Origin of the sequence: Pseudomonas sp. (genome assembly GCF_030683065.1) — a bacterium.
GTDB lineage: Bacteria > Pseudomonadota > Gammaproteobacteria > Pseudomonadales > Pseudomonadaceae > Aquipseudomonas.
Genome location: NZ_JAUXMX010000008.1, coordinates 29482 through 55628 on the forward strand (window position 1 = coordinate 29482; position 26147 = coordinate 55628).

General features: G+C 62.4%; 24 protein-coding genes. 10 read left to right on the forward strand and 14 right to left on the reverse strand.

Annotated features, from left to right (window positions below; genetic code table 11):
• The first annotated feature begins 42 nt into the window (after nucleotides 1–42).
• Nucleotides 43–948, forward strand: coding sequence for a D-alanyl-D-alanine endopeptidase (pbpG, locus tag Q8K09_RS02445; RefSeq protein WP_305253436.1), 906 nt, complete (start codon nucleotides 43–45; stop codon nucleotides 946–948).
• An 804-nt stretch (nucleotides 949–1752) separates the two neighbouring features.
• Here pbpG and trpA read toward each other — a convergent pair.
• Both trpA and trpB read right to left on the reverse strand, forming a co-directional pair.
• Nucleotides 1753–2562 (reverse strand): tryptophan synthase subunit alpha, encoded by an 810-nt coding sequence (gene trpA / locus Q8K09_RS02450; protein ID WP_305253437.1) that lies wholly within the window; start codon nucleotides 2560–2562, stop codon nucleotides 1753–1755.
• Nucleotides 2559–3770, reverse strand: a complete 1212-nt coding sequence (trpB, locus tag Q8K09_RS02455; RefSeq protein ID WP_305253438.1) for a tryptophan synthase subunit beta — start codon at nucleotides 3768–3770, stop codon at nucleotides 2559–2561. The genes trpA and trpB overlap by 4 nt, the downstream gene beginning before the upstream one ends.
• A gap of 129 nt (nucleotides 3771–3899) precedes the next feature.
• On the opposite strand from trpB, the gene Q8K09_RS02460 reads away from it, so the two are divergent.
• From Q8K09_RS02460 to Q8K09_RS02475, 4 genes are all read left to right on the forward strand, one after another.
• A complete protein-coding gene (locus Q8K09_RS02460) occupies nucleotides 3900–4787 on the forward strand; it encodes a LysR family transcriptional regulator (RefSeq protein WP_305253439.1) in 888 nt (295 codons plus the stop codon).
• Nucleotides 4788–4876: 89 nt separating this feature from the next.
• Entirely contained in the window at nucleotides 4877–5092 is a 216-nt protein-coding gene (locus Q8K09_RS02465; RefSeq protein ID WP_305253440.1) for a dodecin, read from the forward strand.
• Between the two features lie 340 nt (nucleotides 5093–5432).
• Entirely contained in the window at nucleotides 5433–6434 is a 1002-nt protein-coding gene (locus Q8K09_RS02470; protein WP_305253441.1) for an LLM class flavin-dependent oxidoreductase, read from the forward strand.
• A 68-nt stretch (nucleotides 6435–6502) separates the two neighbouring features.
• Entirely contained in the window at nucleotides 6503–6928 is a 426-nt protein-coding gene (locus Q8K09_RS02475) for an OsmC family protein (protein WP_305253442.1), read from the forward strand.
• A 44-nt stretch (nucleotides 6929–6972) separates the two neighbouring features.
• Here Q8K09_RS02475 and Q8K09_RS02480 read toward each other — a convergent pair whose 3' ends face one another.
• A complete protein-coding gene (locus Q8K09_RS02480; RefSeq protein WP_305253443.1) occupies nucleotides 6973–7386 on the reverse strand; it encodes a hypothetical protein in 414 nt (137 codons plus the stop codon).
• Nucleotides 7387–7467: 81 nt separating this feature from the next.
• Between Q8K09_RS02480 and Q8K09_RS02485 the strand changes: the two genes are divergently transcribed.
• The 3 genes from Q8K09_RS02485 (at nucleotide 7468) to Q8K09_RS02495 (ending at nucleotide 10944) form a co-directional block, all read left to right on the forward strand.
• Nucleotides 7468–8544: an aminopeptidase gene (locus Q8K09_RS02485; protein WP_305253444.1), complete on the forward strand. Its 1077-nt coding sequence runs from the start codon at nucleotides 7468–7470 to the stop codon at nucleotides 8542–8544.
• Nucleotides 8545–8606: 62 nt separating this feature from the next.
• Complete coding sequence (locus Q8K09_RS02490; protein WP_305253445.1) at nucleotides 8607–8837, forward strand: DUF1161 domain-containing protein; 231 nt, start codon at nucleotides 8607–8609, stop codon at nucleotides 8835–8837.
• 871 nt (nucleotides 8838–9708) lie between these two features.
• Nucleotides 9709–10944: an HD-GYP domain-containing protein gene (locus Q8K09_RS02495; RefSeq protein WP_305253446.1), complete on the forward strand. Its 1236-nt coding sequence runs from the start codon at nucleotides 9709–9711 to the stop codon at nucleotides 10942–10944.
• A 13-nt stretch (nucleotides 10945–10957) separates the two neighbouring features.
• Here Q8K09_RS02495 and Q8K09_RS02500 read toward each other — a convergent pair whose 3' ends face one another.
• The 3 genes from Q8K09_RS02500 to Q8K09_RS02510 form a co-directional block, all read right to left on the reverse strand.
• Entirely contained in the window at nucleotides 10958–11101 is a 144-nt protein-coding gene (locus Q8K09_RS02500; RefSeq protein WP_305253447.1) for a hypothetical protein, read from the reverse strand.
• A 794-nt stretch (nucleotides 11102–11895) separates the two neighbouring features.
• The gene (locus Q8K09_RS02505; RefSeq protein WP_305253461.1) at nucleotides 11896–12543 is read right to left on the reverse strand and encodes an HAD family hydrolase; all 648 of its coding nucleotides are present in this window, start codon (nucleotides 12541–12543) and stop codon (nucleotides 11896–11898) included.
• A gap of 163 nt (nucleotides 12544–12706) precedes the next feature.
• Nucleotides 12707–13249, reverse strand: coding sequence for a gamma carbonic anhydrase family protein (locus Q8K09_RS02510; RefSeq protein WP_305253448.1), 543 nt, complete (start codon nucleotides 13247–13249; stop codon nucleotides 12707–12709).
• A 124-nt stretch (nucleotides 13250–13373) separates the two neighbouring features.
• Here Q8K09_RS02510 and prlC point away from each other — a divergent pair, with 124 nt between their 5' ends.
• Both prlC and Q8K09_RS02520 read left to right on the forward strand, forming a co-directional pair.
• Entirely contained in the window at nucleotides 13374–15422 is a 2049-nt protein-coding gene (gene prlC, locus Q8K09_RS02515) for an oligopeptidase A (RefSeq protein WP_305253449.1), read from the forward strand.
• Complete coding sequence (locus Q8K09_RS02520; RefSeq protein ID WP_305253450.1) at nucleotides 15419–15706, forward strand: YheV family putative zinc ribbon protein; 288 nt, start codon at nucleotides 15419–15421, stop codon at nucleotides 15704–15706. Before prlC ends, Q8K09_RS02520 begins: the two co-directional genes overlap by 4 nt.
• A gap of 236 nt (nucleotides 15707–15942) precedes the next feature.
• On the opposite strand, the gene Q8K09_RS02525 is transcribed toward Q8K09_RS02520, so the two are convergent.
• From Q8K09_RS02525 to Q8K09_RS02560, 8 genes are all read right to left on the reverse strand, one after another.
• Nucleotides 15943–16245 carry a transcriptional regulator gene (locus tag Q8K09_RS02525; RefSeq protein WP_305253451.1) on the reverse strand — a complete coding sequence of 101 codons (303 nt, stop codon included), beginning with the start codon at nucleotides 16243–16245 and terminating at the stop codon, nucleotides 15943–15945.
• A gap of 1 nt (nucleotide 16246) precedes the next feature.
• Nucleotides 16247–17188, reverse strand: coding sequence for a sodium-dependent bicarbonate transport family permease (locus Q8K09_RS02530; protein WP_305253452.1), 942 nt, complete (start codon nucleotides 17186–17188; stop codon nucleotides 16247–16249).
• Between the two features lie 935 nt (nucleotides 17189–18123).
• Nucleotides 18124–18540 carry a hypothetical protein gene (locus Q8K09_RS02535; protein WP_305253453.1) on the reverse strand — a complete coding sequence of 139 codons (417 nt, stop codon included), beginning with the start codon at nucleotides 18538–18540 and terminating at the stop codon, nucleotides 18124–18126.
• 31 nt (nucleotides 18541–18571) lie between these two features.
• Complete coding sequence (locus Q8K09_RS02540) at nucleotides 18572–19114, reverse strand: rhodanese-like domain-containing protein (RefSeq protein ID WP_305253454.1); 543 nt, start codon at nucleotides 19112–19114, stop codon at nucleotides 18572–18574.
• A gap of 359 nt (nucleotides 19115–19473) precedes the next feature.
• Nucleotides 19474–21135 (reverse strand): thiol reductant ABC exporter subunit CydC, encoded by a 1662-nt coding sequence (gene cydC / locus Q8K09_RS02545; protein ID WP_305253455.1) that lies wholly within the window; start codon nucleotides 21133–21135, stop codon nucleotides 19474–19476.
• A complete protein-coding gene (cydD, locus tag Q8K09_RS02550; protein ID WP_305253456.1) occupies nucleotides 21128–22807 on the reverse strand; it encodes a thiol reductant ABC exporter subunit CydD in 1680 nt (559 codons plus the stop codon). The genes cydC and cydD overlap by 8 nt, the downstream gene beginning before the upstream one ends.
• A complete protein-coding gene (gene cydB / locus Q8K09_RS02555; protein ID WP_305253458.1) occupies nucleotides 22791–23792 on the reverse strand; it encodes a cytochrome d ubiquinol oxidase subunit II in 1002 nt (333 codons plus the stop codon). Before cydB ends, cydD begins: the two co-directional genes overlap by 17 nt.
• A 1-nt stretch (nucleotide 23793) precedes the next feature.
• On the reverse strand, nucleotides 23794–25194 hold the full coding sequence (locus Q8K09_RS02560; RefSeq protein ID WP_305253459.1) for a cytochrome ubiquinol oxidase subunit I: 1401 nt from the start codon (nucleotides 25192–25194) through the stop codon (nucleotides 23794–23796).
• Nucleotides 25195–26147 lie beyond the last annotated feature (953 nt).

Here is a 26147-nt window from a genome sequence, read left to right on the forward strand (position 1 = left end):
TACGGCTCTGGCACTCTCCCACTCAACCCAGTGAATTTATCCGTGAATATCCGTCATTCGATCGTAAGTCTGTTGCTGGTCTGCAGCGGCCTTGTAGTCTCGACCCTCCAGGCCGCGCCGGCCAAGCCTCAGCAGGAGCTGGCCGCTGGCAGCGCGCTGTTGATCGACCTGAAGACCGGCCAGGAACTCTATTCCAGCAACCCCGACCTGCGCCTGCCTGTGGCCTCGGTGACCAAGCTGATGACCGCCATGGTGGCGCTCGACGCCAAGTTGCCCCTGGACGAGGTGTTGCCCATCACCATCCGCGACACTGTCGAAATGCAGGGCGTTTTCTCGCGGGTGCGCATCGGCAGCGAGATCAGCCGTCGGCAGATGCTCCATCTGGCCCTGATGGCCTCGGAAAACCGCGCCGCCGCCAGCCTTGCCCACCACTATCCGGGCGGCCATAGCGCTTTTGTTGCAGCGATGAACACCAAAGCCAAGGCGCTGGGCATGCACCACAGTCGATTCGTCGAGCCCACCGGCATGTCCGAGCAGAACGTCTCCACCGCCCGCGACCTGGCGCTGATGATCAAGGCGGCGCAGCAGTATCCGCTGATCGGCCAGTTCAGCACCGACTCGGAAGTCACCGTGGCTTTCCGCAAACCCAACTACACCCTGGGTTTTCGCAACACCAACGCGCTGGTGCGCAAGGCCGACTGGGATATCGACCTGAGCAAGACCGGCTTTACCAACGCTGCCGGCCGCTGCCTGGTGATGCTCACCTCGATGAACCACCGCTCGGTGGCCTTCGTCGTGCTCGGCGCCTTCGGCAAGTACACCCACATGGCCGACGCCAACCGCCTCAAGCGCTGGATGGAGACCGGCAAGGTCACCCCGGTGCCAGCCGCGGCGCTCAGCTACAAGCGCCAGAAGCTGGCGGAGTGGAGCCAGTACGCCGGGCAGTAGTAGGCAAACGCCTCGGTCGGTAGCCTGGGTTGAGCACCGCGATACCCGGGAATAGATGCCCCGGGTGTCGCTTCGCTCGCCCCGGGCTACGGTTGCAGGCAAGCACCCCGGTCGGGCAGGTACCTCCGTCGGTAGCCTGGGTTGAGCATCGCGATACCCAGGAGTAGGTGCCCCGGGTGTCGCTTCGCTCGCCCCGGGCTACGGTTGCATGCAAACGTCCCGGTCGGGCCGGTACCTCCGTCGGTAGCCTGGGTTGAGCACCGCGATACCCAGGAAGAGTTGCCCCGGGTGTCGCTTCGCTCGCCCCGGGCTACGGTTGCAGGCAAGCACCCCGGTCGGGCAGTTACCTCCGGTAGCCTGGGTTGAGCACCGCGATACCCGGGAATAGATGCCCCGGGTGTCGCTTCGCTCGACCTGGGCTACGGTGGTGGGCAGCGTCCCTGTCGGGCAGGTATCTCCGTCGGTAGCCTGGGTTGAGCACCGCGGTACCCGGGAGGAGGTGCCCCGGGTGTCGCTTCGCTCGACCCGGGCTACGGTTGCAGGCAAACGCCCCGGTCGGGCAGGTGCCTCCGGTAGCCTGGGCTGAGCACCGCGATACCCGGGAATAGATGCCCCGGGTGTCGCTTCGCTCGACCCGGGCTACGGTTGCAGGCAAAACGTCCCGGTCGGGCAGGTACCTCCGGTAGCCTGGGTTGAGCACCGCGATACCCGGGAAGAGGTGCCCCGGGTGTCGCTTCGCTCGACCCGGGCTACGGTTGCATGCAAAACGCCCCGGTCGGGGCGTTTTGGTTTTGTCAGGTACAGTCAGTTGCGGGCGTTGCGTACGCCTTCGGCCAACGCCGCGACCAGGGTCAGCACGCCCTCGATGGCCGCGTCGTCGTTCTCGGCATTGGCGATCTGGTCGATCAGCGCCGAGCCGACTACTACACCTTCGGCCAGGCGGGCGATGGTCGCCGCATGTTCCGGGGTGCGGATGCCGAAGCCGATGCACAACGGCAGATCGGTGTGGCGACGCAGGCGAATGATGGCCTGCTCCACATGCTCCAGGGTCGCCGCGCCAGCGCCAGTCACGCCCGCTACCGACACGTAGTAGACAAATCCGGAGCTGCCGTTGAGCACCTTGGGCAGGCGCTTGTCGTCGGTGGTCGGGGTGGTCAGGCGGATGAAGTCCAGGCCTGCGACTTGCGCCGGGTCACACAGGTCGACGTTATGTTCCGGTGGCAGGTCGACCACGATCAGGCCATCAACGCCCGAGGCCACGGCTTCGGCGATAAAGCGCTCGACGCCGTATTTGTGGATCGGGTTGAAGTAGCCCATCAGCACCAGCGGCGTGACCTGCTCGCCTTCACGGAATTCGCGAACCATTTGCAGGGTTTTTGCCAAATCCTGGCCGTTGTCCAGCGCGCGGATATTGGCGAGCTGGATCGCTGGGCCATCGGCCATCGGATCGGTAAAGGGCATGCCCAGTTCGATCACATCAGCGCCGGCAGCAGGCAGGCCTTTGAGGATCGCCAGGGAGGCGTCGTAGTTCGGATCACCGCCGGTGACGAAGGTCACCAGGGCGGCGCGGTTCTGTTGTTTCAGCTCGGCAAAGCGGCTTTGCAGGCGGCTCATGCGTGCTTCTCCTGTTGTTCCATGTGGTGCACGATGGTTTGCATGTCTTTGTCGCCACGCCCGGACAGGTTGAGCACCATCAGGTGATCTTTAGGCAGGTTGGGCGCGCGCTTGAACACTTCGGCCAGGGCGTGAGCGGTTTCCAGGGCGGGAATGATGCCCTCCTGGCGGCAGCAGATGTGGAAGGCTTCGAGGGCTTCGGTGTCGGTCACCGAGGTGTATTCGACGCGGCCGACTTCATGCAACCAGGCGTGTTCCGGGCCGATACCGGGGTAATCCAGGCCGGCGGAAATCGAGTGGGCGTCGATGATCTGGCCGTCGTCGCTTTGCAGCAGGAAGGTGCGGTTGCCGTGCAGTACGCCCGGTACGCCGCCGTTCAGGCTGGCCGCATGCTTGCCGGTTTCGATACCGTGGCCGGCCGCTTCGACGCCGATGATTTTCACCTCTTTATCATCGAGGAAGGGGTGGAACAGGCCGATGGCATTCGAGCCGCCGCCGATGCAGGCGATCAGGCTGTCGGGCAGACGACCTTCCTGGGCGAGCATCTGGTCGCGGGTTTCCTTGCCGATCACGGCCTGGAAGTCGCGCACCATCGCCGGGTACGGGTGCGGGCCGGCCACGGTGCCGATCATGTAGAAGGTGTTGTCGACGTTGGTCACCCAGTCGCGCAGGGCTTCGTTCATCGCGTCTTTCAGGGTGCCGGTGCCGGCGACCACGGGGATTACCGTGGCGCCCATCAGTTTCATGCGCAGCACGTTGGCATGCTGGCGGTGGATGTCGGTGCTGCCCATGAAGATCACGCATTCCATGCCGAAACGCGCCGCAACGGTGGCGGTGGCTACGCCGTGCATGCCGGCGCCGGTCTCGGCGATGATGCGTTTTTTGCCCATGCGCCTGGCCAGCAGGACCTGGCCGATGCAGTTGTTGATCTTGTGCGCGCCGGTGTGATTGAGCTCTTCACGCTTGAAGTAGATCTTCGCGCCGCCGCACATGTCGGTCAGGCGCTCGGCGAAATACAGCGGGCTCGGGCGGCCGACGAAATCGCGCTGGAAGTAGGCCAGTTCTTTCTGGAACTCAGGGTCGAGCTTGGCCTTCTCGTATTCTGCGGCCAGGTCGTGGATCAGCGGCATCAGGGTTTCGGCGACGTATTGGCCGCCGAATGAGCCGAACAAGCCGTTGGCATCTGGGCCAGTGCGGAAGGAAGTCATGGCGTTCTCCTTGGGAAATGGGTGCGCTGTGCAGGTGGCACCCGCTTTGCGACGATGGACAGAGGATAAAGCTGTGGCCCGCTCAGCAAAAGCGATAAGATTGCCGCGACCTGTCAGGAAAACTCACAGATGAGCCAGGATTTACCGCCCCTCAATGCCCTGCGCGCCTTCGAAGCGGCCGCGCGGTTGAACAGCGTCAGTCAGGCCGCCAACGAGCTGCATGTCACCCATGGCGCGGTAAGTCGGCAGGTGCGCGCGTTGGAAGAGCACCTCGGGGTGGCCCTGTTCAGCAAAGAGGGACGTGGCCTTAAACTCACAGATGCCGGGATTCGTCTGCGCGATGTGTGTGCCGAGGCGTTCGGCCGTTTGCGCAGCACGTGCGCCGAGTTGCAGCAGGGGCAAGCCGATGCACCCTTTGTGCTGGCCTGTCCTGGCAGCCTGCTGGCGCGCTGGTTCATTCCGCGCCTGGATCGGCTCAACCGCGAGCTGCCGGAACTGCGCCTGCAACTCTCGGCCAGTGAGGGTGAACTGGACCCGCGACGTGCCGGCGTGGATGCCACCCTGTGGTTCGCCGAGCCGCCCTGGCCTGCGGACATGCAGGTGTTCGAGCTGGCGGGCGAGCGTATCGGACCGGTCCTGAGCCCGCGTTATGGCCGCTTCGCCGAGTTGCACACCGCACCCGCGGCGGCGCTGCTGGGCGAGCCTCTGCTGCACACCAGCTCACGCCCGCAAGCCTGGCCAAGCTGGGCTACGAGCAATGGCCTGGATACCAGCGCACTCAGGCTAGGCCAGGGCTTCGAGCACCTCTACTACCTGCTGGAAGCCGCAGCCGCCGGCCTTGGCGTAGCCATCGCCCCGCAACAGCTGGTGGCCGACGATCTGGCAGCGGGGCGCCTGGTCGCCCCCTGGGGCTTTGTCGCAACCCCGGCGCGCCTGGCGTTGTGGGTGCCCGCGCGGCGAGTGGGCAAGCGCGCGCAATGCCTGGCCGAGTGGTTGCGCGGTGAATTGGCTGGCTGAGGCCGGCGCGTCACACCTAGGCGCAATAGAAACCGCGCACCGGCGACTTATCGACTAGCGTTTAACTACCTTGCAGTGGAGAAAACGTCATGTCTGATCACCACACCTACAAGAAAGTCGAGATAGTCGGTTCTTCGCGCATCAGCAGCGATGATGCGATCAACAATGCCCTGGCCGAGTGCGCCAAGTCGATTCGCAACCTGGAATGGTTCGAAGTCGTGGAAAGTCGCGGGCATATCGAGAATGGCAAGGTCGGCCACTACCAGGTAACCCTCAAGGTTGGTTTTCGTATCAGCGACAGCTGAGACGGTGTTGCCGGCCTGCTTGCCTGTTAGCGTCACGGCCGACAAAGGTTATACCCAGGTATGGCAGGCACACCGCTTTTGCAGGCGCTCGCCTGCTGCCTTCGACGCCACGCTGTCGCGCAGCAAACCGGGGCTCTCAAGGATCAATACCCTGGTATTTGGGGCCGCCTAGGCGGTGCCGCCTGGCTCGGCCAACGTGGGTCGGGCGGCCACAAATTGACCCGCTGTCAGCTGCCGGCTGGCCGTTAGGCTCTGAAATCCGTAGAGTAAGCCCTACTATTTAGCTGGGTTATTGGCGTGTGTATGCGCCGTAACCCACGCAAGCCAACAGGCAGGGCCGATGAGCGTTTTAGCACAGACCAAGATTTCCACCCTCGATCTCGTACCGATCCGCGATGACGGCAGCCCCGCGCAGGCGCTGCAGAACGCCCTGGCGCTGGCCCGGCATGTCGAGCGCCTCGGCTTCACCCGCTTCTGGGTAGCCGAGCACCACAATATGGACGGTATCGCCAGCTCGGCCACCGCAGTGCTGCTCGGTTACCTGGCGGCAGGCACCTCGACTATTCGTGTTGGTTCCGGCGGGGTGATGCTGCCCAATCACGCGCCGTTGGTGATCGCCGAACAATTCGGCACCCTGGCCACCCTGTATCCGGGACGCATTGACCTGGGCCTGGGGCGCGCGCCCGGCGCCGACCAGTTCACCGCCCAGGCCCTGCGCCGCGACCGCATCGGCAGTGCCGATGACTTCCCCCGCGATGTCGAAGAGCTGCAGCGCTACCTTGGCCCGCGCACCCCGGATCAGCGGGTCATTGCGATGCCGGGTACGGGCACTCAGGTGCCGATCTGGCTGCTCGGTTCCAGCCTGTTCAGCGCCCAGTTGGCGGGTGAGAAAGGCCTGCCTTATGCCTTCGCCTCGCACTTCGCGCCGCACTATATGCATGAGGCGATTCGCGTTTACCGCAACCACTTCAAACCCTCGGCGGTGCTCGACCAACCCTATGTGATGCTTGGCGTACCCCTGGTTGCCGCCGACAGCGACGAGCAGGCCGAGTACCTGGCCACGTCCGCCTACCAGCGCATTCTTGCCTTGATCCGTGGCCAGAGCCTGGTGCAGAAACCGCCGGTCAACAGCATGCAAGGCCTGTGGCTGCCCCACGAAAAAGAGGCGGTTGCCAGCTTCCTGGGCCTGGCGGTGGTCGGCGGCCCGGAGAAAGTCCGCGCACGCCTTGAGGTGTTGCTGGAGCAAACCGGCGCCGACGAGCTGATTTTTACCTGCGACCTCTACGACTTCGCCGACCGCTTGCGCGCCTTCGAGATTCTCGCGCAAGTGCGTGCTGGCTAAATCACTGCGAACTTGTCGCGCCAATAGGTCTCTGAACTCTTTAGCCCTTAATGCAATGGAGAACCCAGATGAAAAAGACAGCATCGGCCCACTGGCAAGGCGGCATCAAAGACGGCAAAGGCACTATCTCAACCCAGAGCGGCGCCTTGTCGCAAAGCCCTTATGGCTTCAACACGCGCTTCGAGGATCAGCCGGGCACTAACCCGGAAGAGCTGATCGGCGCGGCCCATGCGGGTTGTTTTTCCATGGCCCTGTCCAAGGAACTGGGCGACGCCGGGATGACTGCCGAAAGTATCGAGACCAAGGCTGAGGTGACCCTCGACCAGCGCGATGGCGGTTTCGCCATCACTGCCGTGCACCTGACCTTGCGCGCAAAAATTCCCGGAGCCGACCGCACGGTCTTTGCGCAGGCGGTGGAAGCCGCCAAGAACGGTTGCCCGGTATCCAAGGTATTAAATGCCGAGATCACCCTGGAAGCCGTGCTCGACGCCTGATCCGACAGGATCCGTGACGTGACCGCAGAACAGTCTGCGGCCTGCTAGAAAACCCCGCAGCGCAATACCTTGGCTCGCGCCAGCACATTGCGCTGCTCGTCATAGAGCCAGCCCTGGGCGCTCATCGCCAGCGTCCGGGCTTCGATCCGGTAGCGCTGGCCGGCGGCGAAGTCGTCGTAGCGCACGCGCAGCTCGCAGGTGCGCTGCACCGGCTCGGTCATCATGCTGCTGCCGCCCTGCACCTCGAACTGGAAGCGCGCGACCAGTTCGTGGGCACCGGGGGTGAGCTGGAAGTAACGGCCATCGTTGAGGCGTTTGCCGTCGAGCTCCTCGGCCATCAGCAGGTCGCTGGCCGTGGTGTACAGGTCAACCCAGGCCATGCCAGGGTCGCGTGGCGGCAATGGCGAGGCGCACGCGCTGAGCATCAACAGGCTGATAATCAGTAATGGGTAGCGCATGGCAGTCTCCGAAATTGACGTTACACAATCAGCTTACGCCGGTAGTGCGGACAGTAGCTGTAGTGCGTTAGTTTGCCGAATATGAACTATCGCACTGCTCACTATTTTATCGACTCGCTCTGCCGGCCCTGGGTTCCGCTGCTGGCAGCGCTGTTGCTCGGCGGTTGCAGCACCCTGGATTACTACGGCCACCTGGCTCGCGGCCAGGTACAGCTGTTGCAGGCGAGCCAGCCGGTCGACGCCATGCTGGGCGACCCGCAGGTGAATGCCAGCCTGCAGCAACGCCTGGCCCTGACCCAGCAGGCGCGCGACTTCGCCAGTGCCGAACTGGGCCTGCCGGACAACCGCAGCTACCGCCTGTATGCCGATATCCAGCGGCCCTTCGTGGTGTGGAACCTGTTCGCCACCGCGGAATTTTCCGTCACGCCCGAGCTGCACTGCTTTCCCATCGCCGGTTGCGTGGCCTATCGCGGCTACTACAGCCAGGGCCGCGCTCGCGGTGCGGCGGCGCTGCTCAAGCAGCAGGGGCTGGACACCTACGTCGCTGGGGTCGAGGCCTATTCCACCCTCGGCTGGTTCAATGACCCGATCCTCAACACCATGCTGCGCTGGAACGATGAACGCCTGGTGGCGGTGATCTTCCACGAACTGGCGCATCAGCAGCTGTATGTGGCCGACGACACCGCGTTCAACGAATCTTTCGCCACCTTCGTCGAGCGCGAAGGCCTGCGCCAATGGCAGCAGGCGCAGGGCCAGCCGGTTGCCGACCCGCACGCAGCCCAGCAGCGCGAGCAGTTCAGCGCACTGGTGCTGGCCAGTCGCGCGCGCCTGGAGCAGTTGTACGCCAGCGACCTGGCGGCAGACGCCATGCGCGTGGCCAAGCAGGCCGAGTTCGAGCGCCTGCGCCAGGAGTACCAAGCCCTGCGCGAGCGCGAGTGGGGCGGCCATGGCCGCTACGATGCCTGGATCGCCGCGCCACTGAACAACGCCAAGCTGCTGCCGTTCGGTCTTTACGATCAGTGGGTGCCGGCCTTTGCCGCCTTGTTCGCCGAGGTTGACGGTGATTGGCCGCGCTTCTATCAGCGCGTCGCCGCCCTCGGCAAATTGCCGGCCGCGGCGCGCACCGCGGCACTGGCAGCCTTGCACAAAGCCAGCTAGAACTTGCTGTACCGTGCGCCGGTCAAATACTGGCGAGTTTCGCAAAACCAAGGAGATGTACGATGAACCGATGGACAGTGGCTGTATTGCTCAGTGTGCTTGGCAGCACGGCGTGGGCGGCACCCAAACCCTGCGAGGAACTCAAGCAGGAAATCGAAGTGAAAATCCAGGCCGCCGGGGTGCCCAGCTACACCCTGGAAATCGTCGCAAATGACGAAGTGCAGGATCAGAGCATGGTGGTCGGCAGCTGCGACGGCGGCAGCAAGAAAATCATCTACCAGAAAAATGGCTGATTGAAGGCGGCGGGGCAGGCAGCCGAGCGGTAATCAGGGTCAGGGTCGACGTCTAAGTAATTCGACCCTGACCCTGATGGTTCGACCCTGATGGTTCCTTCCCCTTTTCCTGCCGGCAAAGGCATGCGTAGGCGCGGGCCATGCCCGCGAAGCCAGCAGCGCCCCCAGGCGGATTGACGGAGAGCGGACAACCCGCGATCCATTCCCGGCGTGATCCGTCCCCACGCCGAACCCTGCGCTGCCAAGCCGCAGGAACCCCTGCTTGGCTCTGAAGACCCACTGCACTATGCTCGGCCGAGCCAAGGGAGTGCCCGCCAACCCCGCCTATCCGGCAAGGACCGCCGTTACTTCCTGACTTTTTGCCATGCAGCCGCCAGCCTCGCCGTGCGCAGAGGAGAGCGGTAGCGTGCCTGCCACCAGAAAGGGAAGGGCAGGCCGCGATTAACTTTTCTTGATTGGTCAGGCCCCGCCGCGATCTACCCCCGAATACCTGCTTAAGTAGCCTGGGTTGAGCGCAGCGATACCCAGGAGAGGATGCCCCGGGTGTCGCTGCGCTCGACCTACGCGGCTCGACCCAGGCTACCCGCTCATGTGTGGGGCATAGCCGCGAGTCCGCTGGACGGGCGCCGCGCTGCCAGAACAGTTACCGGGATAATCAGCGTTGGCGTCAGCAATGGGGGGATAGGCCACGATTAATTGTTCTTGATTCGTCAGGCCAAAACCGTGGTGTGTCCCCTAACACCCACTGCTGACTATGCTCAGCGTGTTAAGCCGCGCTGCAGCTACGGTGCGATAGGCAAAAGCAATTTGCTGATCACTGCTCGGCAATAGCTAATAGCCACCCTTTGACCGCTCCCTGCGGAGAGCCTGCATGGCCGACAACACCCCTACTGACCGGATCAAAGTCGAAGCTGCGCAGCTCAGCATCGGCATGTTTGTGGTGGAGCTGGATCGCCCATGGACGGACACCAACTTTCTCTTTCAAGGTTTTCGCATTCGCCAGCAGCAGGAAATCCGCCTGCTGCAAGAGGTCTGTGAGTTCGTTTGGGTGGATGCAAAGCGCTCGTTGGGCGTGGTCCAGCAGGCCACGGAAAATCTGGCCCAACCTGACAGGCTGGAAGCCGAGATTGCCAAGGTCGATTTCAGCCGGGAAATCAATCATGCATCGCCTGTGTGGCATGCCGCGCGTGAGGAGTCGTTGCGCATTCTGCAGGCCGTGAAAATGGGCCAGGAGCTGGATGTGGTCGCGGTCAAGGCCGTGGTCAAGGAGTGCGTCGAGAGTATTTTGCGCAACCCGGTGGCCATGCTGTGGCTGGCGCGCATCAAAAACAGCGACGACTACACCGCTGAGCATTCGCTGCGTGTGGCCATCCTTTCCATCGCCTTGGGTAAAGAGTTGGGCCTGCCGGACTATCAACTGGAGCATGTAGGTGTGTGCGGCATGTTGCATGACGTGGGCAAGATCAAAGTGCCCAGCGAGATCCTCAACAAGCCCGGCGCGCTGACGCCTGATGAGTACCGCATCATGCAGAGCCACGCTGCCGAAGGGCGCAAGCTGCTGATGAGTAACCAGCAAATCACCGCCGCCACGGTGGACGTGGCCTATTCGCACCACGAGCGCCTGGATGGCAAGGGTTACCCGCGCGGGCTGGTGGCCAGCAAGATCCCCTACTTTGCCAAGATCATTGCCGTGGCCGACAGCTATGACGCGATCAACAGTGATCGCATCTACAGCAAGGGCAAGTCCAGCCTGGAGTCGTTACGGGTGCTGTTTGATGCGGCCAGCACGCATTTTGATGAAGAAATTGTTGGCTGTTTTATCCGCATGATCGGCATTTACCCGCCGGGGGAAATTGTCGAGCTGAGCAATGGCGAGGTTGGCATCATCATCGGCTGTGCGCCGGGCAGCAAACTCAAGCCCAAGGTGCTCTGCGTACGCTTTGCTGATAAACAGCCCTGCAAAGAGCGCATCATCGACCTGGCCACTGGAGCGCGGGACGACAAAGGCAACCTTTACCGCATCCGCAGGGTGCACAGCAGTGGTGCTTTTGGTGTGGATATCGAAGCCTATCGGCAAAAAGGCCTGATCATCCCGGCCAACCTTTAACGCAATGTCTGAGTTAACGGTTGGAATGAAAGGGGACAAATTCAGCAGCGCCTCCCGCCGAAAGCACGCCGAAAATAAAGCCGTCCCCTTTTTGCGCCTGGTTCTTGCCGCGGCTCGCGGCTCCGGCAGTGCTTTGAGGTGCAAGGATCGCCAGCAAGCTGGCTCCTACAAGGCGCTGCAGTGATTGGTTTTAGGACATTAGCGGACAGGCCACGGTCTTGGCCTGACAAATGAAAAAGTTCGTCCCTTATGTTGAGGCGTCTTGTTAAGTTGCGGCTCTAAACGGGCAGCAACAAATTGACTAGTTTTTGCGGCGTGATCGCCACAGACCCCAACCGCCAGTGATCAAAACCAGAAGATTGGCGAAAAGGGCGCTCCCCCAAAATTGAATCTGATCGGCTTGCCGCTCAAGCATTTCGGGCGTTGCATCCTGATAAGGAAGAGAAGCGCCAGAGAGCGCCAAGAAACTGAAACAAGCACCCAAAAGTGCAACCACGACAAAAATGAAACTGCCTGTTCGCATGCTAGCCCTGCAATTTGACTGTTGGTTAGTAAAGCCCAATGCCATCAACTTAAGCCCCGGCCCTATCCAACCCTAGGGCCTGGGCTCTTGGCTTCAGTGGCGCCTTCACTGGTTTTGCTTGCCGATTCAGGGAAACCTCGGCGACAGGCCACGATGAATCGCTGTTTATTTGATGGGCCAAAACTTTCCCCTCCTGAATACTCTCAATGCTGCGCAGCAAACAGTACAGGCGTCAGGGTGGACGCCTGGTTCTTGCCGCGGTTTGCTGCTCCGGCAGTGCTTTTGAGGTGCAAGGATCGCCAGCAAGCTGGCTCCTACAAGGCGCTGCGGGGATTGGGTTTTATATATAAAACAATGGGTTATTTAATGGTTGATAAGGGTCTGTCGATATTCATGCTGGCTTGCTGAGCGCCTGCTTTAGCCTGACCTCAGCCGCTAAAGGCCCGGTGCAGTTCAGCCAGGGTCTGGAAGTGATAAGTCGGCAGCTCGGCCTGCAATTCAGCACAACTGCCGAAACCATAGCCAACCGCTGCTGCGTCCAGGCCGTTGCGCCGCGCACCGATCAGGTCGTGCTTGCGGTCGCCGATCATCAGCGTGCTGGCGGTATCGAGCCCTTCCTGCGTCAGCAGATGGCTGATCAGCTCAACCTTGTCGGTGCGCGTGCCGTCCAGTTCGCTGCCATAGATCATCTTGAAGTGCCGGGCGAAATCGAAATGCCGGGCAATCTCCACGGCAAACACGCGCGGCTTGCTGGTGGCGATATACAGGGTCCGGCCCTGCGCGCCGAGCGTCGAGAGCAGTGCCTCGACGCCGTCGAATACCTGGTTTTCGTACAGCCCGACCTCGGCGAAACGCTCGCGGTAATGGTTTACCGCCCGCCAGGCTCTGGCCTCGTCGAACTGATACGTCTGCATAAAGCATTGCAACAGCGGCGGCCCGATAAAGTGTTCCAGCGCCTGCAGATCCGGTTCATCGATACCCAGTTGCGCGAGCGCATGCTGCACCGAACGGGTGATGCCCACGCGCGGGTCGGTGAGGGTGCCGTCGAGGTCGAAGAGAATATTCTGGTAATCCATGGGTAGCCGTAAATTCCTCGTCAGGTTCTGATCGTGCATCGTGATCTTCACCTTCGCACAAACAGCAGGCTCTTGGCGGCAGCTCATCAGCCAGTCGCCTGCTGCCGTCAGGTCTGGGTGTCACGGGCAGTAGGCGCTACTTCGGCAAATCCAGCCGGCCTTGTCAGCTGGCATAGCCTTCGATCAGGTGTTGATCCTTCAGCCGTACGTAGTTGTCGGCGCTGTAGCGGAAGTAGCTGCGCTCTTTTTCGCTCAGTGCGCGGGTCTGTTTGGCTGGGCTGCCGACGTACAGGTAGCCGCTTTCCAGGTGGCTGCCGGGGGTGACCAGGCTGCCGGCGCCGAGCATGACTTCGTCGTCGATCACTACGCCGTCCATGATGATGCTGCCCATGCCGATCAGCACCCGGTTGCCGATGTTGCAGCCGTGCAGGGTGACGTTGTGGCCGATGGTCACATCGTCGCCGATATTCAGCGGGTAGCCGCGCGGGTTGAAGGGGCCGGCGTGGGTGATGTGCAGCACGCTGCCGTCCTGAACGCTGCTGCGCTCGCCGATACGGATGCTGTGCATGTCGCCACGGATCACTACCAGCGGCCAGATCGAGCTGTCGGCACCGATTGCCACATCGCCCAAAACCACGGCCGAGGCATCGACAAAAGCCCGCGCGCCGAGCAACGGGGTGAACTGTTGGTAAGTACGTATCGCCACGATAGAAACCTCTTAGGCTGCGGTGAGCTGCGATTGTAATTATGATGACGGTCGTACGTGCCGCGTCCAGCCCTGCCTTTTGCAGGGTCACGGCTTCAAACCCATTGTTTAAAGGTGCCCCGTCGTGACCGCCAACAATCCGCTGCTGCAAGCCTTCGATCTGCCACCTTATTCCGTCATCCGCCCTGAGCATGTCGAGCCGGCGCTGGATTCGCTCCTCGCCGAGAACCGTACCGCGATTGCCGAACTGCTCAAACAACAGTCTGGCACACCGAGCTGGAACGGGCTGGTGCTGGCGCTCGACGAGCTGAATGATCGCCTGAACCGTGCCTGGAGCCCGATCAGCCACCTCAATGCGGTGTGCAACAACGCCGAGCTGCGCACGGTGTATGAGGCCTGCCTGCCCAAGCTATCCGAGTACTCGACCGAGCTGGGCCACAACCGCACGCTGTACGAGGCCTATCACGCGCTGGCGGTTAGCCCTGAGGCGGCGGGTTTCGACATTGCCCAGCAGACCATCCTCACGCACACCCTGCGTGACTTCCACCTGTCGGGCATTGATCTGCCGGAAGCCGAGAAGCAGCGCTTCGGTGTGATTCAGAGCAAGCTCTCGGAGCTGGGCAGCCGTTTCTCCAATCAGCTGCTCGATGCCACCCAGGCCTGGAGCAAGCAGGTTAGCGAGGAGGCGGCGCTGGCCGGTCTGACCGATTCGGCCAAGGCGCAGATGCGTCAGGCCGCCGAGGCCAAGGGCCTGGATGGCTGGCTGATTACCCTGGAGTTCCCCAGCTATTTCGCGGTGATGACTTACGCCGACGACCGCGCGCTGCGCGAAGAGCTGTATGCGGCTTACTGCACCCGTGCCTCCGACCAAGGCCCGAACGCCGGCCAGCACGACAACAGCCCGGTGATGCTGGAAATCCTCGCCCTGCGTCAGGAGCTGGCCAAGTTGCTGGGGTTCGCCAACTACGCCGAGCTGAGCCTGGCGAGCAAGATGGCCGAGTCCACCGACCAGGTGCTGCACTTCCTGCGTGACCTTGGGGCGCGCGGCAAGCCATTTGCCGAGCAGGACCTGGCCGAGCTGCAGGCGTTTGCCGCCGAACAAGGCTGCAGCGATCTGCAAAGCTGGGATGTCGGTTATTACAGCGAGAAGCTGCGCGAGCAGCGTTACAGCATTTCCCAGGAAATCCTGCGCGCCTATTTCCCCGTCGACAAGGTGCTGGGCGGCCTGTTCGCCATCGTCGAGAAGCTTTATGGCATCCAGATCGAGGAGCTGAGTGGCTTTGATAGCTGGCACCCGGACGTGCGCCTGTTCGAGATCAAGGAGAACGGCGAGCATGTCGGGCGTTTCTTCTTCGACCTCTATGCCCGCGCCAACAAGCGCGGTGGCGCCTGGATGGACGGCGCCCGCGACAAGCGCCGCGATGCGGCGGGCACGCTGATCAGCCCGGTGGCCAACCTGGTGTGTAATTTCACGCCCGCCGTCGGCGACAAGCCGGCGCTGCTGACCCACGATGAAGTCACCACTCTGTTTCACGAATTCGGTCACGGCCTGCATCACCTGCTGACCCGGGTCGAGCATGCTGGCGCGTCGGGGATCAATGGCGTGGCCTGGGATGCGGTGGAGCTGCCGAGCCAGTTCATGGAGAACTGGTGCTGGGAGCCGGAAGGCCTGGCGTTGATCTCCGGGCATTACCAAAGCGGCGCAGCCCTGCCGCAGGACCTGCTGGACAAGATGCTGGCGGCGAAGAACTTCCAGTCCGGGCTGATGATGGTGCGGCAGATCGAGTTCAGCCTGTTCGACTTCGAGCTGCACGCCACTCACGGCGACGGCCGCGGCGTGCTGGACGTGCTCGAAGGCATCCGCGACGAGGTTTCGGTATTGCGGCCGCCGGCTTACAACCGCTTCCCCAACAGCTTTGCGCATATCTTCGCCGGTGGTTACGCGGCCGGTTACTACAGCTACAAGTGGGCCGAAGTGCTGTCAGCGGATGCCTTCTCGCGCTTCGAGGAAGAAGGCGTGTTCAACAGCGACACCGGCCGCGCCTTCCGTGAGGCGATCCTCGGCCGTGGCGGTTCCCAGGAGCCCATGGTGCTGTTCGTCGACTTCCGCGGCCGCGAGCCGAGCATCGATGCCCTGCTGCGGCATCTGGGCCTGAGCCAGGAGGCGGCATGAGCGACCTACCGATGAATGTCAGCAAGCGCCGCTTCATTGCTGGTGCCGTGTGTCCGGCGTGCAGTGAGATGGACAAGATTCAGATGTGGGACGAAGACGGCGTGCCGCACCGCGAGTGCGTGGGCTGCGGTTATGCCGACACCCTGGATGCGCGCGGTAACTCGGTGCCCAAGGAGCTGCCGACGCGGGTCAATATCAGCGCCCTGAAACCCAAGGTGGCCGACCCCAAGGTGCAGGCGGTGCAGTTCTTTCCCAATCCCAAGCTGAAGAAGCCGACGGAGTAGGCAGGCCTTAGCTACGCCCCGTGTCGGTATGCCGCGCAGGGCGTTTGCTCCCCTCGGTCACGCTGGGCGTTAAGCCCCGATCTGTTGCCTGATCACCCGTGCTCGCAGCGTATGGCGACAGGCCACTGCCTGTTGGGCTTCGCCGCGCTCAACACCAACCTACCCGCGTGCGCACACTACCGATTGGCTGCAACGGTGCGCGGGTTTATGGGCACATAGCCTTTCTTCGGCGCCGCTCAGAACTTCTCCGGGCGCAGCACCTCGACCTGGGCCAGGTAGCAGACCATGGCAAAGTTGGCGTAGTACTGCTCCTGCAGGTGGGCGGCGAGGCGCTCGGCGATGTCCCGGGTGCAGATGATTTCCACCCGGATATTGCCGTCGTTGTCCCAGCCGGCGCTGCGTACACCGCGGCCGCCGCGGCCGCGTGCGTCGGAGATAGTCCAGCCGGGGGCACCGAGTGCTTCCAGATCGGCCAGCAGTTTTTTCTCCAATGCCGCTTCGCAGATCACGGTGAGCAGGGTGCGGGTGTGTGCGTTCATCTCAGAGTCCCCAGGCGATCAGTTGTTCGGCCAGCATCAGGTACAGCGGAATGCCGATCAGGATATTGAAAGGGAAGGTGATCCCCAGTGAGGCGGTCAGCGAGAGTGACGGATTGGCCGCAGGCAAGGCCAGGCGCATCGCGGCTGGCACGGCGATATAGGAGGCGCTGGCCGCCAGGGTCGCGAGTACGGCAGTACCGCCCAGCGACAGGCCCATCAGGCGTCCCAGCAAGGCGCCGATCAGGGCGCCGAGCAGTGGCATCAGCAGGGCAAAACCAAGCAGGCGCAGACCGAACTGCCTGAGCGCACCGAGCTGGCCCGAGGCGATCAGGCCCATCTCCAGCAGGAAGAACGCCAGCACCGGCTTGAACATGCTGGTGTACAGCGGTTCCAGCGGTTTGATCGCTTCCTTGCCGGCCACCGCGCCGATGATCAGGCCGCCGAGCAGCAGCATGATGCTCTTGCCGAGGAATATCTCCCGGCCCAGCTCGCGCCAGTCGGTGTCGCGGGCCATGCCCTTGGCCAGGAGGATGCCGACCAGAATCGCCGGGATCTCCAGGATCGCCACGAACAGCGGCATGTAGCTCTCGAACTCGATGCCGCGCGCCAGCATGAACGCCACCACTACGGCGAAGGTACCGGCGCTCACCGAGCCGTAATGCGCCGCGACTGCCGCGGCGTTGACCCGGTCGAACCCCAGGCTGCGCAGCACGCCGAAGGCCAGCACCGGCAGCATGATGCCCAGGCCCAGTACTAACAGTGCCTGGCCGAGCAACTGCAGGCTGGCCTGCTCTGCCAATTCCACCCCGCCGTGCAGACCGATAGCCAACAACAGGATGATCGACAGGGTTTCATAGAGCGCTGGCGGCAGCTTCAACTCGCTTTTCAGCAAGCCGGCACACAGACCGAAGAGAAAAAACAGTACCACCGGGTCAAGACCCATTATTGCCTCCGTTAGATAAATCCATGTGCTGCATGCGGCAGCGGCGGAACGTTAAGCGCGTCATCTGGCGCCTGCAAGGCATTACTTCATCCGGCTGCTAGCTGTGGCAGTGCTTAAAAAGCGCTATACCCCCGTTTGTTGAGCCCTATCGCAACCCCCGTAGGATGGCGTTGAGCGCAGCGATACCCATCGAGCGATTCATACCTGTGTCCGGTTGTTGTGGCTGAAATCCATGATGGGTTCCGGCGCGGTTATTCTGCTGGCAGCAGGTCAATTTGTGGGCGCCTAACCTAGGCGGGCCCACCTGCGCGGCCCGACCTAGGCGGCCCCACCTACGCGGCCCGACCCATCCTACGGTCTTGATCCTTGAGCACCTAGTTTGCTGCGCGACGGGGGATCTCCAACAACAACGTTATCTCTCTTGCAGCAGATAACGGGTGCATCGCTTAAAAAAAGGCTATGTCCCAGTTGCACGTTGCACGACTTGCGCTGACAGCACCTCAGGAGAGATGACCAGTAAAAAGGCAGACGCGTCTGTAGGAGCCAGCTTGCTGGCGATCCGGGCCAGCAAGCCCATGCAACAGCATCGCCAGCAAGCTGGCTCCTACAGGGCTGCATGCAACACATAATGGGTACATAGCCTTTAGAAAGGTTGCGTACCCATCAAAAGCTTCGCGGACAAGTCCGCTCCCACAAGGTCACCGTACAGCCATGTAGGAGCGGACTTGTCCGCGATAGCGTTCGCCAGAACGCCGTCATTCATGCGCGCTTGCGCCCCGCACCGGCCATCAAAAAGGCCATGCACCTGTTAGCTGTTGCAGCAGGCGCGCAGCGTGGAGATTGAGCGTAGCGAAGCCCAACAAGACAATGCACAGTCTTGTTGGGCTTCGTGGCGTGTTGTTTCAGGCCGCGTGCCCCGGCCTATCGCCGCGTAATCAGAAGCTGAACACCTTGCGCCCTGGCTCCAGCATCGCGCGCCCCATTTCATCTGGTTTGGCAACACTTACGCCGTTTTTGAGTGCTTCAGCAGCGTGTCCGCTATTGGGCAGGTAGAGTGCACACACCGAGGCGGTTGCCCCTTTACTCATCGCCGCATTGAGCAGCTGGGCAGGTGTCACGTCGTTCGGCTTGAGCGGTTCGCCAGCAGCCTCTTTCAGGGCCAGATCACCCGCTTGATCACACAGCAGGATATCGACCTGCGCACCCTGCGCCTGCATCTGGTTGGCCAGCACCATGGCCATGCCCTGGGTCATGCCGCTGGCATCACTGAGAATCACGGTAACCGGCTGCCCCTCGGCCGAAGCCAGGGAATAGACGCTGCAAAGCACGATCGCACTGAGTAATTTTTTCATTATTGATGACTCCTTGTGTGCGCCAGAAGGATTACTGGCTGCGATAAATTTTCTCGGGGTTCATTTTCGGGCTCCACGGCAGCCCTTCGTTTTGCCAGCCGTTGAGCAAGCGAAAACCGGCGCGCTCGCCGTCCTTGATGCTGTCGCCCTGAAACCCGTGAATCACGTAGCGCGCATTGGGAAAGCCGTTGTCGCGCAGGTACTGGGCGCTTGGTTCGCCCCGCTCACTGCCCGAGCGGCACAGGGTGACGATCTCGGCATCGGCGGGCAGGCCGCGCTGCTCAAGTGCGTCGGCCACTTGGGCGACGAAGTCCGGGTTGCGGGTGGTATTGAACGCGCCGCGCTGCTCGTTCCAGACGCGGCGATCAACCAGCAGGTAAGGAATGTTCACGTGCACGCTGTCGGTAAAGCCGACAAACATGATCTCGACCGGATCGCGCACATCGACAAACAAAAAGGCGTTGTCTCCCGCCGCAATGCGCGCCTGCACTTCACTGGCGGCCAAGCCCATTTCATCTGCCTGCACCAACAGGCTGAGGCAGCAGCCAAAAAACGCAAAAACCAGTTTCTTCATGGTCGATCTCCTTTGGGGAATATACCCCATGGGGTATACAAATCATCCTAGCCGCAAAGCATGCCAATGCCCACCAAAAGTGCTGCGACATAATGTCCATGGGCAACCGCAAGCGGCGGTATGACGCGCACAGTCCTGCTCGCAACCGGGTTACAGGGGATCATCGGGAGAGTGTCCGTGCAGTGGCATGCAACGGACAGTGCGCGCGCCGGCAGGCAGTGGCATGGCTCACATCGTAGGAGCGGGCCATGCCCGCGAAACAACGGTCGCGGCCATGGGCGAATCGTGCGCTGCCGACCTACGGCTATTGCCTCACATCACTCAATGGGGGCGTGCAGCGGCCTTGGCAGGCGAGCGTTTCAGCCCCGTGCGGTCAGCGCGCCCCAGGTAAGCACGCGGTCGGCGGTCGGCAGGGCTTGTGCGGCGTGCCCGAGCATGAGCACCGTTCGGCCTTGTAGCCAGGCATCCAGACGCGGCTTGATGCGTTCGCGCGTGGCGTGGTCGAGGCCGGAAAACGGCTCATCCAGAATCACCACCGGTGCATCCCTGAGCAGCACCCGCGCCAGGGCCAGGCGGCGCCCTTCCCCACCCGAGAGTTGCTTGCCGGTCTCGCCCACCCAGGTATTCAAGCCCTGGGGGAAGGTGTCCACGCTGTCCGCCAGGTCAACCATTTCCAGCGCCCACCAGAGCGCCTCGTCGCTGGCATCCGGACGGCCAAGCAACAGGTTGGCGGCAATACTGTCATGCAGCAGTTCGGTTTCCTGGGGCAGGTAGGCTAACTGCCCACGCCAGGCATCCAGCGCAAGGTGCGGCAGCGCGATGCCACCGGCGCTGAAAAAGCCGCTGTCCGGGTCAATCAGCCTGGCCGCCAGTGCCGCCAGGGTAGATTTACCGCACCCGGAAGGCCCGGTGATAGCCAGGCGTTCACCGGCGGCAAGCTGCAGATCAAGCTGCTGCATACCCGCATGCGCGACGCTCACTGCCTGCCAGCGCAGACTCATATCGTGCGGTACAGGCACGGGGACAGTCGGGTTGAGCAACCGGCCGGCCATGGCGGCCTGGCGATTCAGGCGCGCCGCCGCAGCCACGGTAGCCCCCCACTGGGCAAAGGCCGCAGGCAACCCGGCAAAGCCTTCGTTGAGGGCCATCAGCGCCAGCACGATCATTACCACCACGGGCCCGCTGAGCAGCCCTTGCTGGTAGGCCAACATGCCGGCAAACAGCCCCAGCAAGCTGGCACTCAATACCCCAAGCAGCCCCAGCGCCTGGCCCAAGACAATGCGTCCCTGCAGGGCCAACTGATCGTCCAGCAGCTGCTGGCTCTTGAGCAACAGGGCCTGGCGGTGCACGGCCAGACTGCCCGCCGCGGTCAGTTCCGCCAGCCCCTGGAGCTGGTCGATGCACTGCACGCGCAGCGTATCCAGCTGCTCCACGCGACGGGCACTGAGCTGCCGGCCCGCCGCGGCCATGCCTGCAGTCACCAGCAACAACACGGCCAGCAATAGCAGCAGTAAAACCAGCGCCAGGAGCGGGTGAAACAGGGCAATCAGCCCGCAGACCAGCACAACCCCCAGCAGGGCCACCGCAGGCGGTGCCAGCAGGCGTAGGTAGAGGGTATCCAGGGCATCAATGTCGGCGGTCAGGCGGTTCAACCATTGTGCCGCGCGCAAGCGTGCGAGGGTGACGCCATCGAGCTGCGCCAAGGCGGAGAAATGCTTGACCCGCAGATCCGCCAGCAGCCCGAGTACCGTGTTGTGATTGAATACCCGCTCGCTGTAGCGCGCCACGGTGCGTGACAGGGCAAACAGGCGAATGCCGCCGCCCGGTACGTAAATATCGAACAGCGCCTGATAACCGCCCGCCCACAGCAGCGCAGTGACGCCAGTTGCGGTAATGAACCAGCCGGACAAGGCCAGCAGCCCCACCGCACTGAGCAGCGTCAGCGCCATCAATAACGCGCCAATCAGCAACCGGCCGCGCCAGTGCTTCATGCCCTGCAGCCAGGGCAGCAGTTCATGCATCGTTGAGGCTCCCGTTGGACAACTGCACGACCCGATCGGCCATCCGCACCAGCGCCGGGTGATGCGTGGCGATGATCAGCGTGCGTCCAGCCCCGGCCAATGCGTGCAAGGCCTCGACCACCTCCGCTTCACTCTGCTCGTCGAGGCTGGCAGTGGGTTCGTCCAGCAAGACCAGCTGCGCATCTGTCAGCCAGACCCGCGCCAGCGCCAGCCGCTGCGCTTGCCCGCCGGACAACCCACGGCCGCCCTCGCCCAAGGGGCTGTCCAACCCATTGGGCTGCGCGGCCAACACCTCGTTCAGCCCGACCGCAGCAATGGCCCGGCGCATGGCTGGCTCATCCGCGCCAGGTGCGGTCAGACGCAGATTTTCTGCCCAACTGCCTTTGATCAGAAACGGCCGCTGGCCCATCCAGGCCAGCGGCATGACGCCGGCAGCCTGGCCAAACAGGCTGACGCTACCGCTATCCGGCTGCACAAAACCCGCCAGGCAATGCAACAGGCTCGACTTGCCGGAACCGGAGGCTCCGGTCAGGGCAATCACTTCACCGCGCGCGACCCGCAGGTCTATGCCGCGCAGAATCAACCCTCGCCCCGCATAAGCGAGACTGAGGTCATGCACGCTGATGGTGTTGGCGTCGGCGCCGCTGGTGTCGGCTTCGCGCACCGCGACTTCACCCTGCGCCAGATCGGCCAGCACATCGGCCGCCGCCAGCGCCGCCGCCCGGTCATGGTAATGCTGGGCCAGACTACGCAGGGGCTGGAAGAACTCCGGGGCCAGCAGCAGGATAAACAGCCCGCTGAACAAGGTCAGTTCAGGTGAAGGGCCGTAGTCGATATGGCCGAGCAGGCCGAAACCGATGTACATGGCCACCAAGGCGATCGCCACCGAAGCAAAAAACTCCAGCACTGCCGAGGACAGAAAGGCCACCCGCAGGGTCGCCATGCTGAGGTTGCGGTAGTCCTGCGCGGCAGAGTCGACAGCTGCAATAGCGCTGGGCACCTGGCCGAACAGCTGCAAGCTGGTGAGGTTGCGCACGCGATCGAGAAATTGTCCGGCCAGACGGCCGGCTTGCAGTACGTGGCGCTGGCTGACCTGCTCGGCACTCATGCCAACCAAGGCCATGAACAGAGGAATCAGTGGCGCTGCAAGCAATAGAAATAACGCCGCCAGCCAGTCGAGTCGAAACACCACTAACAACAGCAGCCCCGGCACCAGCAAGGCCAGCCACTGCTGCGGCAGGTAGCGGGCATAGTAGCCATCCAGCGCATCCACCTGCTCGACCCACTGGTTGGTCAGGCTGGCGCTGGAAAAACCGGCCAGGCGCACCGGCCCGAGCCTGGCCCACAGGGCACTGACATCAACCCTGACCTGCTGACGCACCGCAGCGCTGGCATGTTGCCCCAACCGCTCCTGCAGGCCCTGAGCCAGCACCCGCAGCAACACAGCCAACACCAAGGCGAGCCCCGCGGGCCAGAGCGTGCTGAACACTGCCGCGTCGATAAACACGGCGTGCACCAGCCAGGCAATCAGGCCCATCTGGGCGATGATGGCCAGTGCACTGACTACCCCGGCAACGACAGCGCCCAACAACAGGGGGCGTACCGCAGCCTGTCGCTGTTCAAGCCAGTGGCGGCTCCGGCGTTTGCGGCTCTGCTCAGTGATAGCCTTCACCCGCCCTCACCTTGCCGCGGAACACCCAGTAGGTCCAGGCGGTGTAGGTCAGCACGATAGGGATGACAAACAGCAGGCCCAGCAGCAGGAACAACTGCGACTCCGGCGCCGAGGCAGCGTCCCAGATGGTGTGGTTCGGCGGGATGATATAAGGCCACTTAGTAACCAGCAGCCCCAGGTAAGTGAAGATGAACAGGCCCATGGTAGCCATGAAGGGCATGGCTTCACGGCGTGCGCGCAGGCTGCGGAAAATCTGCAGCGCACACAAGCCAGCCATTACCGGGAAAATCCAGATCAGGCCGATAGCCGAGAACCAGCGCGCGTAGGCAGACGGATCAACCGACGGCGTCCAGATGCTGATGGCGACAAATACCAGCAGCACCGCAGCCAGCAGCTTGGGCGCCAGTTTGTAGGCCCAGTCCTGGATATAGCCTTCGGTTTTCATGATCAGCCAGGTGCAACCGAGCAACGCATAGCCAGCCAGCAGACCGATGCCGGTCAGCACAGTAAAGGGCGTGAGCCAGTCCAGCGCGCCACCGACATACACCAGCCCTTCAGTGTTGAAGCCCTGAATGTAGGCACCGACCACCGCCCCCTGGGCGAATGAAGCGACGATGGAACCGCCGGCAAACGCCCAGTTCCACAGGTAGCGCGAGCGATTGGCCTTGAAGCGAAACTCGAACGCCACGCCGCGGAAGATCAACCCTGCCAGCAGCAGAAAGACGCCGATATACATGGCCGGCAGCAGCACCGAATAGACCAGCGGAAAAGCCGCCAGCAACCCCGCACCACCGAGCACCAACCAGGTTTCATTGCCGTCCCAGACCGGCGCCACCGAGTTCATCATCACATCGCGGGCCTGCTCGTCCGGGGCGAAGGGAAACAGAATGCCCACGCCCAGATCGAAGCCGTCCATCAGTACGTACATGATGATGCCGAAGGCGATGATCACCGCCCAGATCATCGAAAGATCGAAATGTTCCATGTCAGTGTCCTCCCTGCTCTAAACGCACATGGGTTGCAGACAACGGACGCGATGCCCGCTCCACTTCACTGGTTGCCTCGGCACTCAGCTCTTCTTCCAGGCCATCCTGCAGCACCCGCATCAGGTAGTAGAGACCTGCGCTAAAGACCACCGCATAGACCAGGATGTAACCGATCAGGGTAAACAGCGCCATGCCTCCGGTCAGCGATGGAGTAAGGCCCTGGGCATGGGTCATGATGCCGTAGATAAGCCAGGGCGCCCTGCCCGTCTCGGTCACGACCCAACCGGCCAGCACCGCGAGGAACGGCGTAACACTCATCCAGCGCATGCCGTGAAGAAACCAGGGGGTCTGCCAGTAGCGGCCACTGCGGCGCAGCACCAGCCCAGCCAGCCCGAAGGCAATCATCAGCAGGCCGATGCCAACCATCACCCGGAAGGACCAGAACACGATCCATACCGGTGGCTGCTCTGCGCGCGGCACTTCGCTGATGCCAGGCAACTCGCCATTCCAGTCATGGGTCAGGATGTAGCTGGCCAGCTTGGGAATGGCGATCTCGAAATGATTGGTCTGCGCGTCTTGATCCGGCCAGGCAAACAGCAGCAGCGGTACACCGCTGGAACGCTCCCAGTTGCCCTCCATCGCCGCCACTTTGGTCGGCTGATGTTGCAGGGTGTTGATGCCGTGGAAGTCGCCCACCACCGCCTGGGTCGGCGCGATGATCAGGATCATCCACAGGCTCACCGACAATGCCTTGCGGTTCAGCTCGACCTCACGCTTGCGCAGCAGGTACCAGGCGCTGACACCGGCCACCACAAAGGCACCGGTGAGGAACGAAGCCAGGCCCATGTGCATGAAGCGGTAGATAAACGAGGGGCTGAACAACGCCTCCGACCAGGATGAGACATGGATCATGCCGTCACGCAGCTCGGTGCCTACCGGGGTCTGCATCCAGCTGTTGGCCGAAAGAATCCAGAACGAGGAGATAAAGGTGCCCAGCGCCACCATGCAGGCGGCAAACAGGTGCACGCCCTGGGGCACCTTGTCGCGACCGAACAGCAGCACGCCGAGGAACGCGGCTTCCAGAAAGAAGGCGGTGATCACCTCATAACTGAGTACCGGTCCGAGGAAGTTCGAGGCCGCGTAGGAGAAGTTGCTCCAGTTGGTACCGAACTGGAAGGCCATCACGATACCGGAGACCACGCCCATGCCGAACACCACGGCAAAGACCTGAATCCAGAACTTGGACAAGCGCTCCCACGTCGGATCACCGGTGCGGTAGGACATGCCCTCCAAAAACGCGATGAACGAGGCCAGGCCTATGGTGAATACCGGGAATATGGCGTGAAAACACACCACAAAGGCGAACTGCAAGCGTGACAGAAACAGCGGATCGAGTTCCATCTGGGAAAATCCTGTGGTCGGAACTGACTTAAGAAACTGACCACCCGAAAAGGATAGGCAGTATTTTCAACAGGAACTTTACCCGAATAAACCCCCGGGGGTATGAGGTGGATTGACGCACGGGGCATGCACTCGGTCGGCTGGCGTGGGCCATGTAGCCGTTAGCCGTGCAGCAATGAGCCGGTTGGCGCGAAGCGCGCAGGTTGAGCGCAGCAAAGCCCAGCAGGCAGTGGCACGTCCGCCGGGCCTGGTCGCGGCGCCCCTCAGGCAACACAACCGGGCTCGTGGCCTCGCAACAGCCTCGCAACAGTTGTCGGGCCCCATCAACGCTTCGCGGGCAAGTCCGCTCCCACAAGGTCAGCGCATATCCATGTAGGAGCGGACTTGTCCGCGATAGTTCGCCGGGACGCCGTCTTTCATGCCTGCTTGCGCCAGGCGTCGGCCAGCAAAAAGGCCGCGTAACCGCTAGCTGATGCAGCGCAGCGAAGCGAAGCCCAACAGCACATAAAAAAAGCTATGTACCAATAGCCTGTTGCGTTCAGCTTCGCCGCTGAGCGTGAGAGGGCCTGAGGCCATAGGGTGCGCCGTGCGCACCAGCAATTTGCCGTCTGAGTTGGTGCGCACGGCCTGGGCGGCCCCGCGTCACCCTACCCGTTGCCAGCTATGCGAAAAGGGCTTAGGCCTGAATCTCCCATGCAACATGCAACTGGGACATAGCCTAAAAAAAGGCTATGTCCCAGTTGCATGTTGCACGACTTGCGCTGACAGCACCTCAGGAGAGATGACCAGTAAAAAGGCAGACGCGTCTGTAGGAGCCAGCTTGCTGGCGATCCGGGCCAGCACGCCCATGCAACAGCATCGCCAGCAAGCTGGCTCCTACAGGGCATTGCTGCATGCAACACATAACGGGTACATAGCCATAAAAAAAACCCGCCATAAGGCGGGTCAAGTTT

Coding starts and splice junctions, on each gene's coding strand:
- cydB (WP_305253458.1), bottom strand. CDS start 23,792: ATGGAACATTTCGATCTTTCGATGATCTGGGCGGTGATCATCGCCTTC.
- trpB (WP_305253438.1), bottom strand. CDS start 3,770: ATGACTTCCTTCCGCACTGGCCCAGATGCCAACGGCTTGTTCGGCTCA.
- Q8K09_RS02495 (WP_305253446.1), top strand. CDS start 9,709: ATGGCCGACAACACCCCTACTGACCGGATCAAAGTCGAAGCTGCGCAG.
- Q8K09_RS02465 (WP_305253440.1), top strand. CDS start 4,877: ATGTCTGATCACCACACCTACAAGAAAGTCGAGATAGTCGGTTCTTCG.
- Q8K09_RS02470 (WP_305253441.1), top strand. CDS start 5,433: ATGAGCGTTTTAGCACAGACCAAGATTTCCACCCTCGATCTCGTACCG.
- Q8K09_RS02480 (WP_305253443.1), bottom strand. CDS start 7,386: ATGCGCTACCCATTACTGATTATCAGCCTGTTGATGCTCAGCGCGTGC.
- Q8K09_RS02475 (WP_305253442.1), top strand. CDS start 6,503: ATGAAAAAGACAGCATCGGCCCACTGGCAAGGCGGCATCAAAGACGGC.
- trpA (WP_305253437.1), bottom strand. CDS start 2,562: ATGAGCCGCCTGCAAAGCCGCTTTGCCGAGCTGAAACAACAGAACCGC.
- Q8K09_RS02520 (WP_305253450.1), top strand. CDS start 15,419: ATGAGCGACCTACCGATGAATGTCAGCAAGCGCCGCTTCATTGCTGGT.
- cydC (WP_305253455.1), bottom strand. CDS start 21,135: ATGCATGAACTGCTGCCCTGGCTGCAGGGCATGAAGCACTGGCGCGGC.
- Q8K09_RS02535 (WP_305253453.1), bottom strand. CDS start 18,540: ATGAAAAAATTACTCAGTGCGATCGTGCTTTGCAGCGTCTATTCCCTG.
- Q8K09_RS02490 (WP_305253445.1), top strand. CDS start 8,607: ATGAACCGATGGACAGTGGCTGTATTGCTCAGTGTGCTTGGCAGCACG.
- Q8K09_RS02525 (WP_305253451.1), bottom strand. CDS start 16,245: ATGAACGCACACACCCGCACCCTGCTCACCGTGATCTGCGAAGCGGCA.
- Q8K09_RS02560 (WP_305253459.1), bottom strand. CDS start 25,194: ATGGAACTCGATCCGCTGTTTCTGTCACGCTTGCAGTTCGCCTTTGTG.
- Q8K09_RS02530 (WP_305253452.1), bottom strand. CDS start 17,188: ATGGGTCTTGACCCGGTGGTACTGTTTTTTCTCTTCGGTCTGTGTGCC.
- Q8K09_RS02460 (WP_305253439.1), top strand. CDS start 3,900: ATGAGCCAGGATTTACCGCCCCTCAATGCCCTGCGCGCCTTCGAAGCG.
- Q8K09_RS02505 (WP_305253461.1), bottom strand. CDS start 12,543: ATGGATTACCAGAATATTCTCTTCGACCTCGACGGCACCCTCACCGAC.
- Q8K09_RS02540 (WP_305253454.1), bottom strand. CDS start 19,114: ATGAAGAAACTGGTTTTTGCGTTTTTTGGCTGCTGCCTCAGCCTGTTG.
- Q8K09_RS02485 (WP_305253444.1), top strand. CDS start 7,468: ATGAACTATCGCACTGCTCACTATTTTATCGACTCGCTCTGCCGGCCC.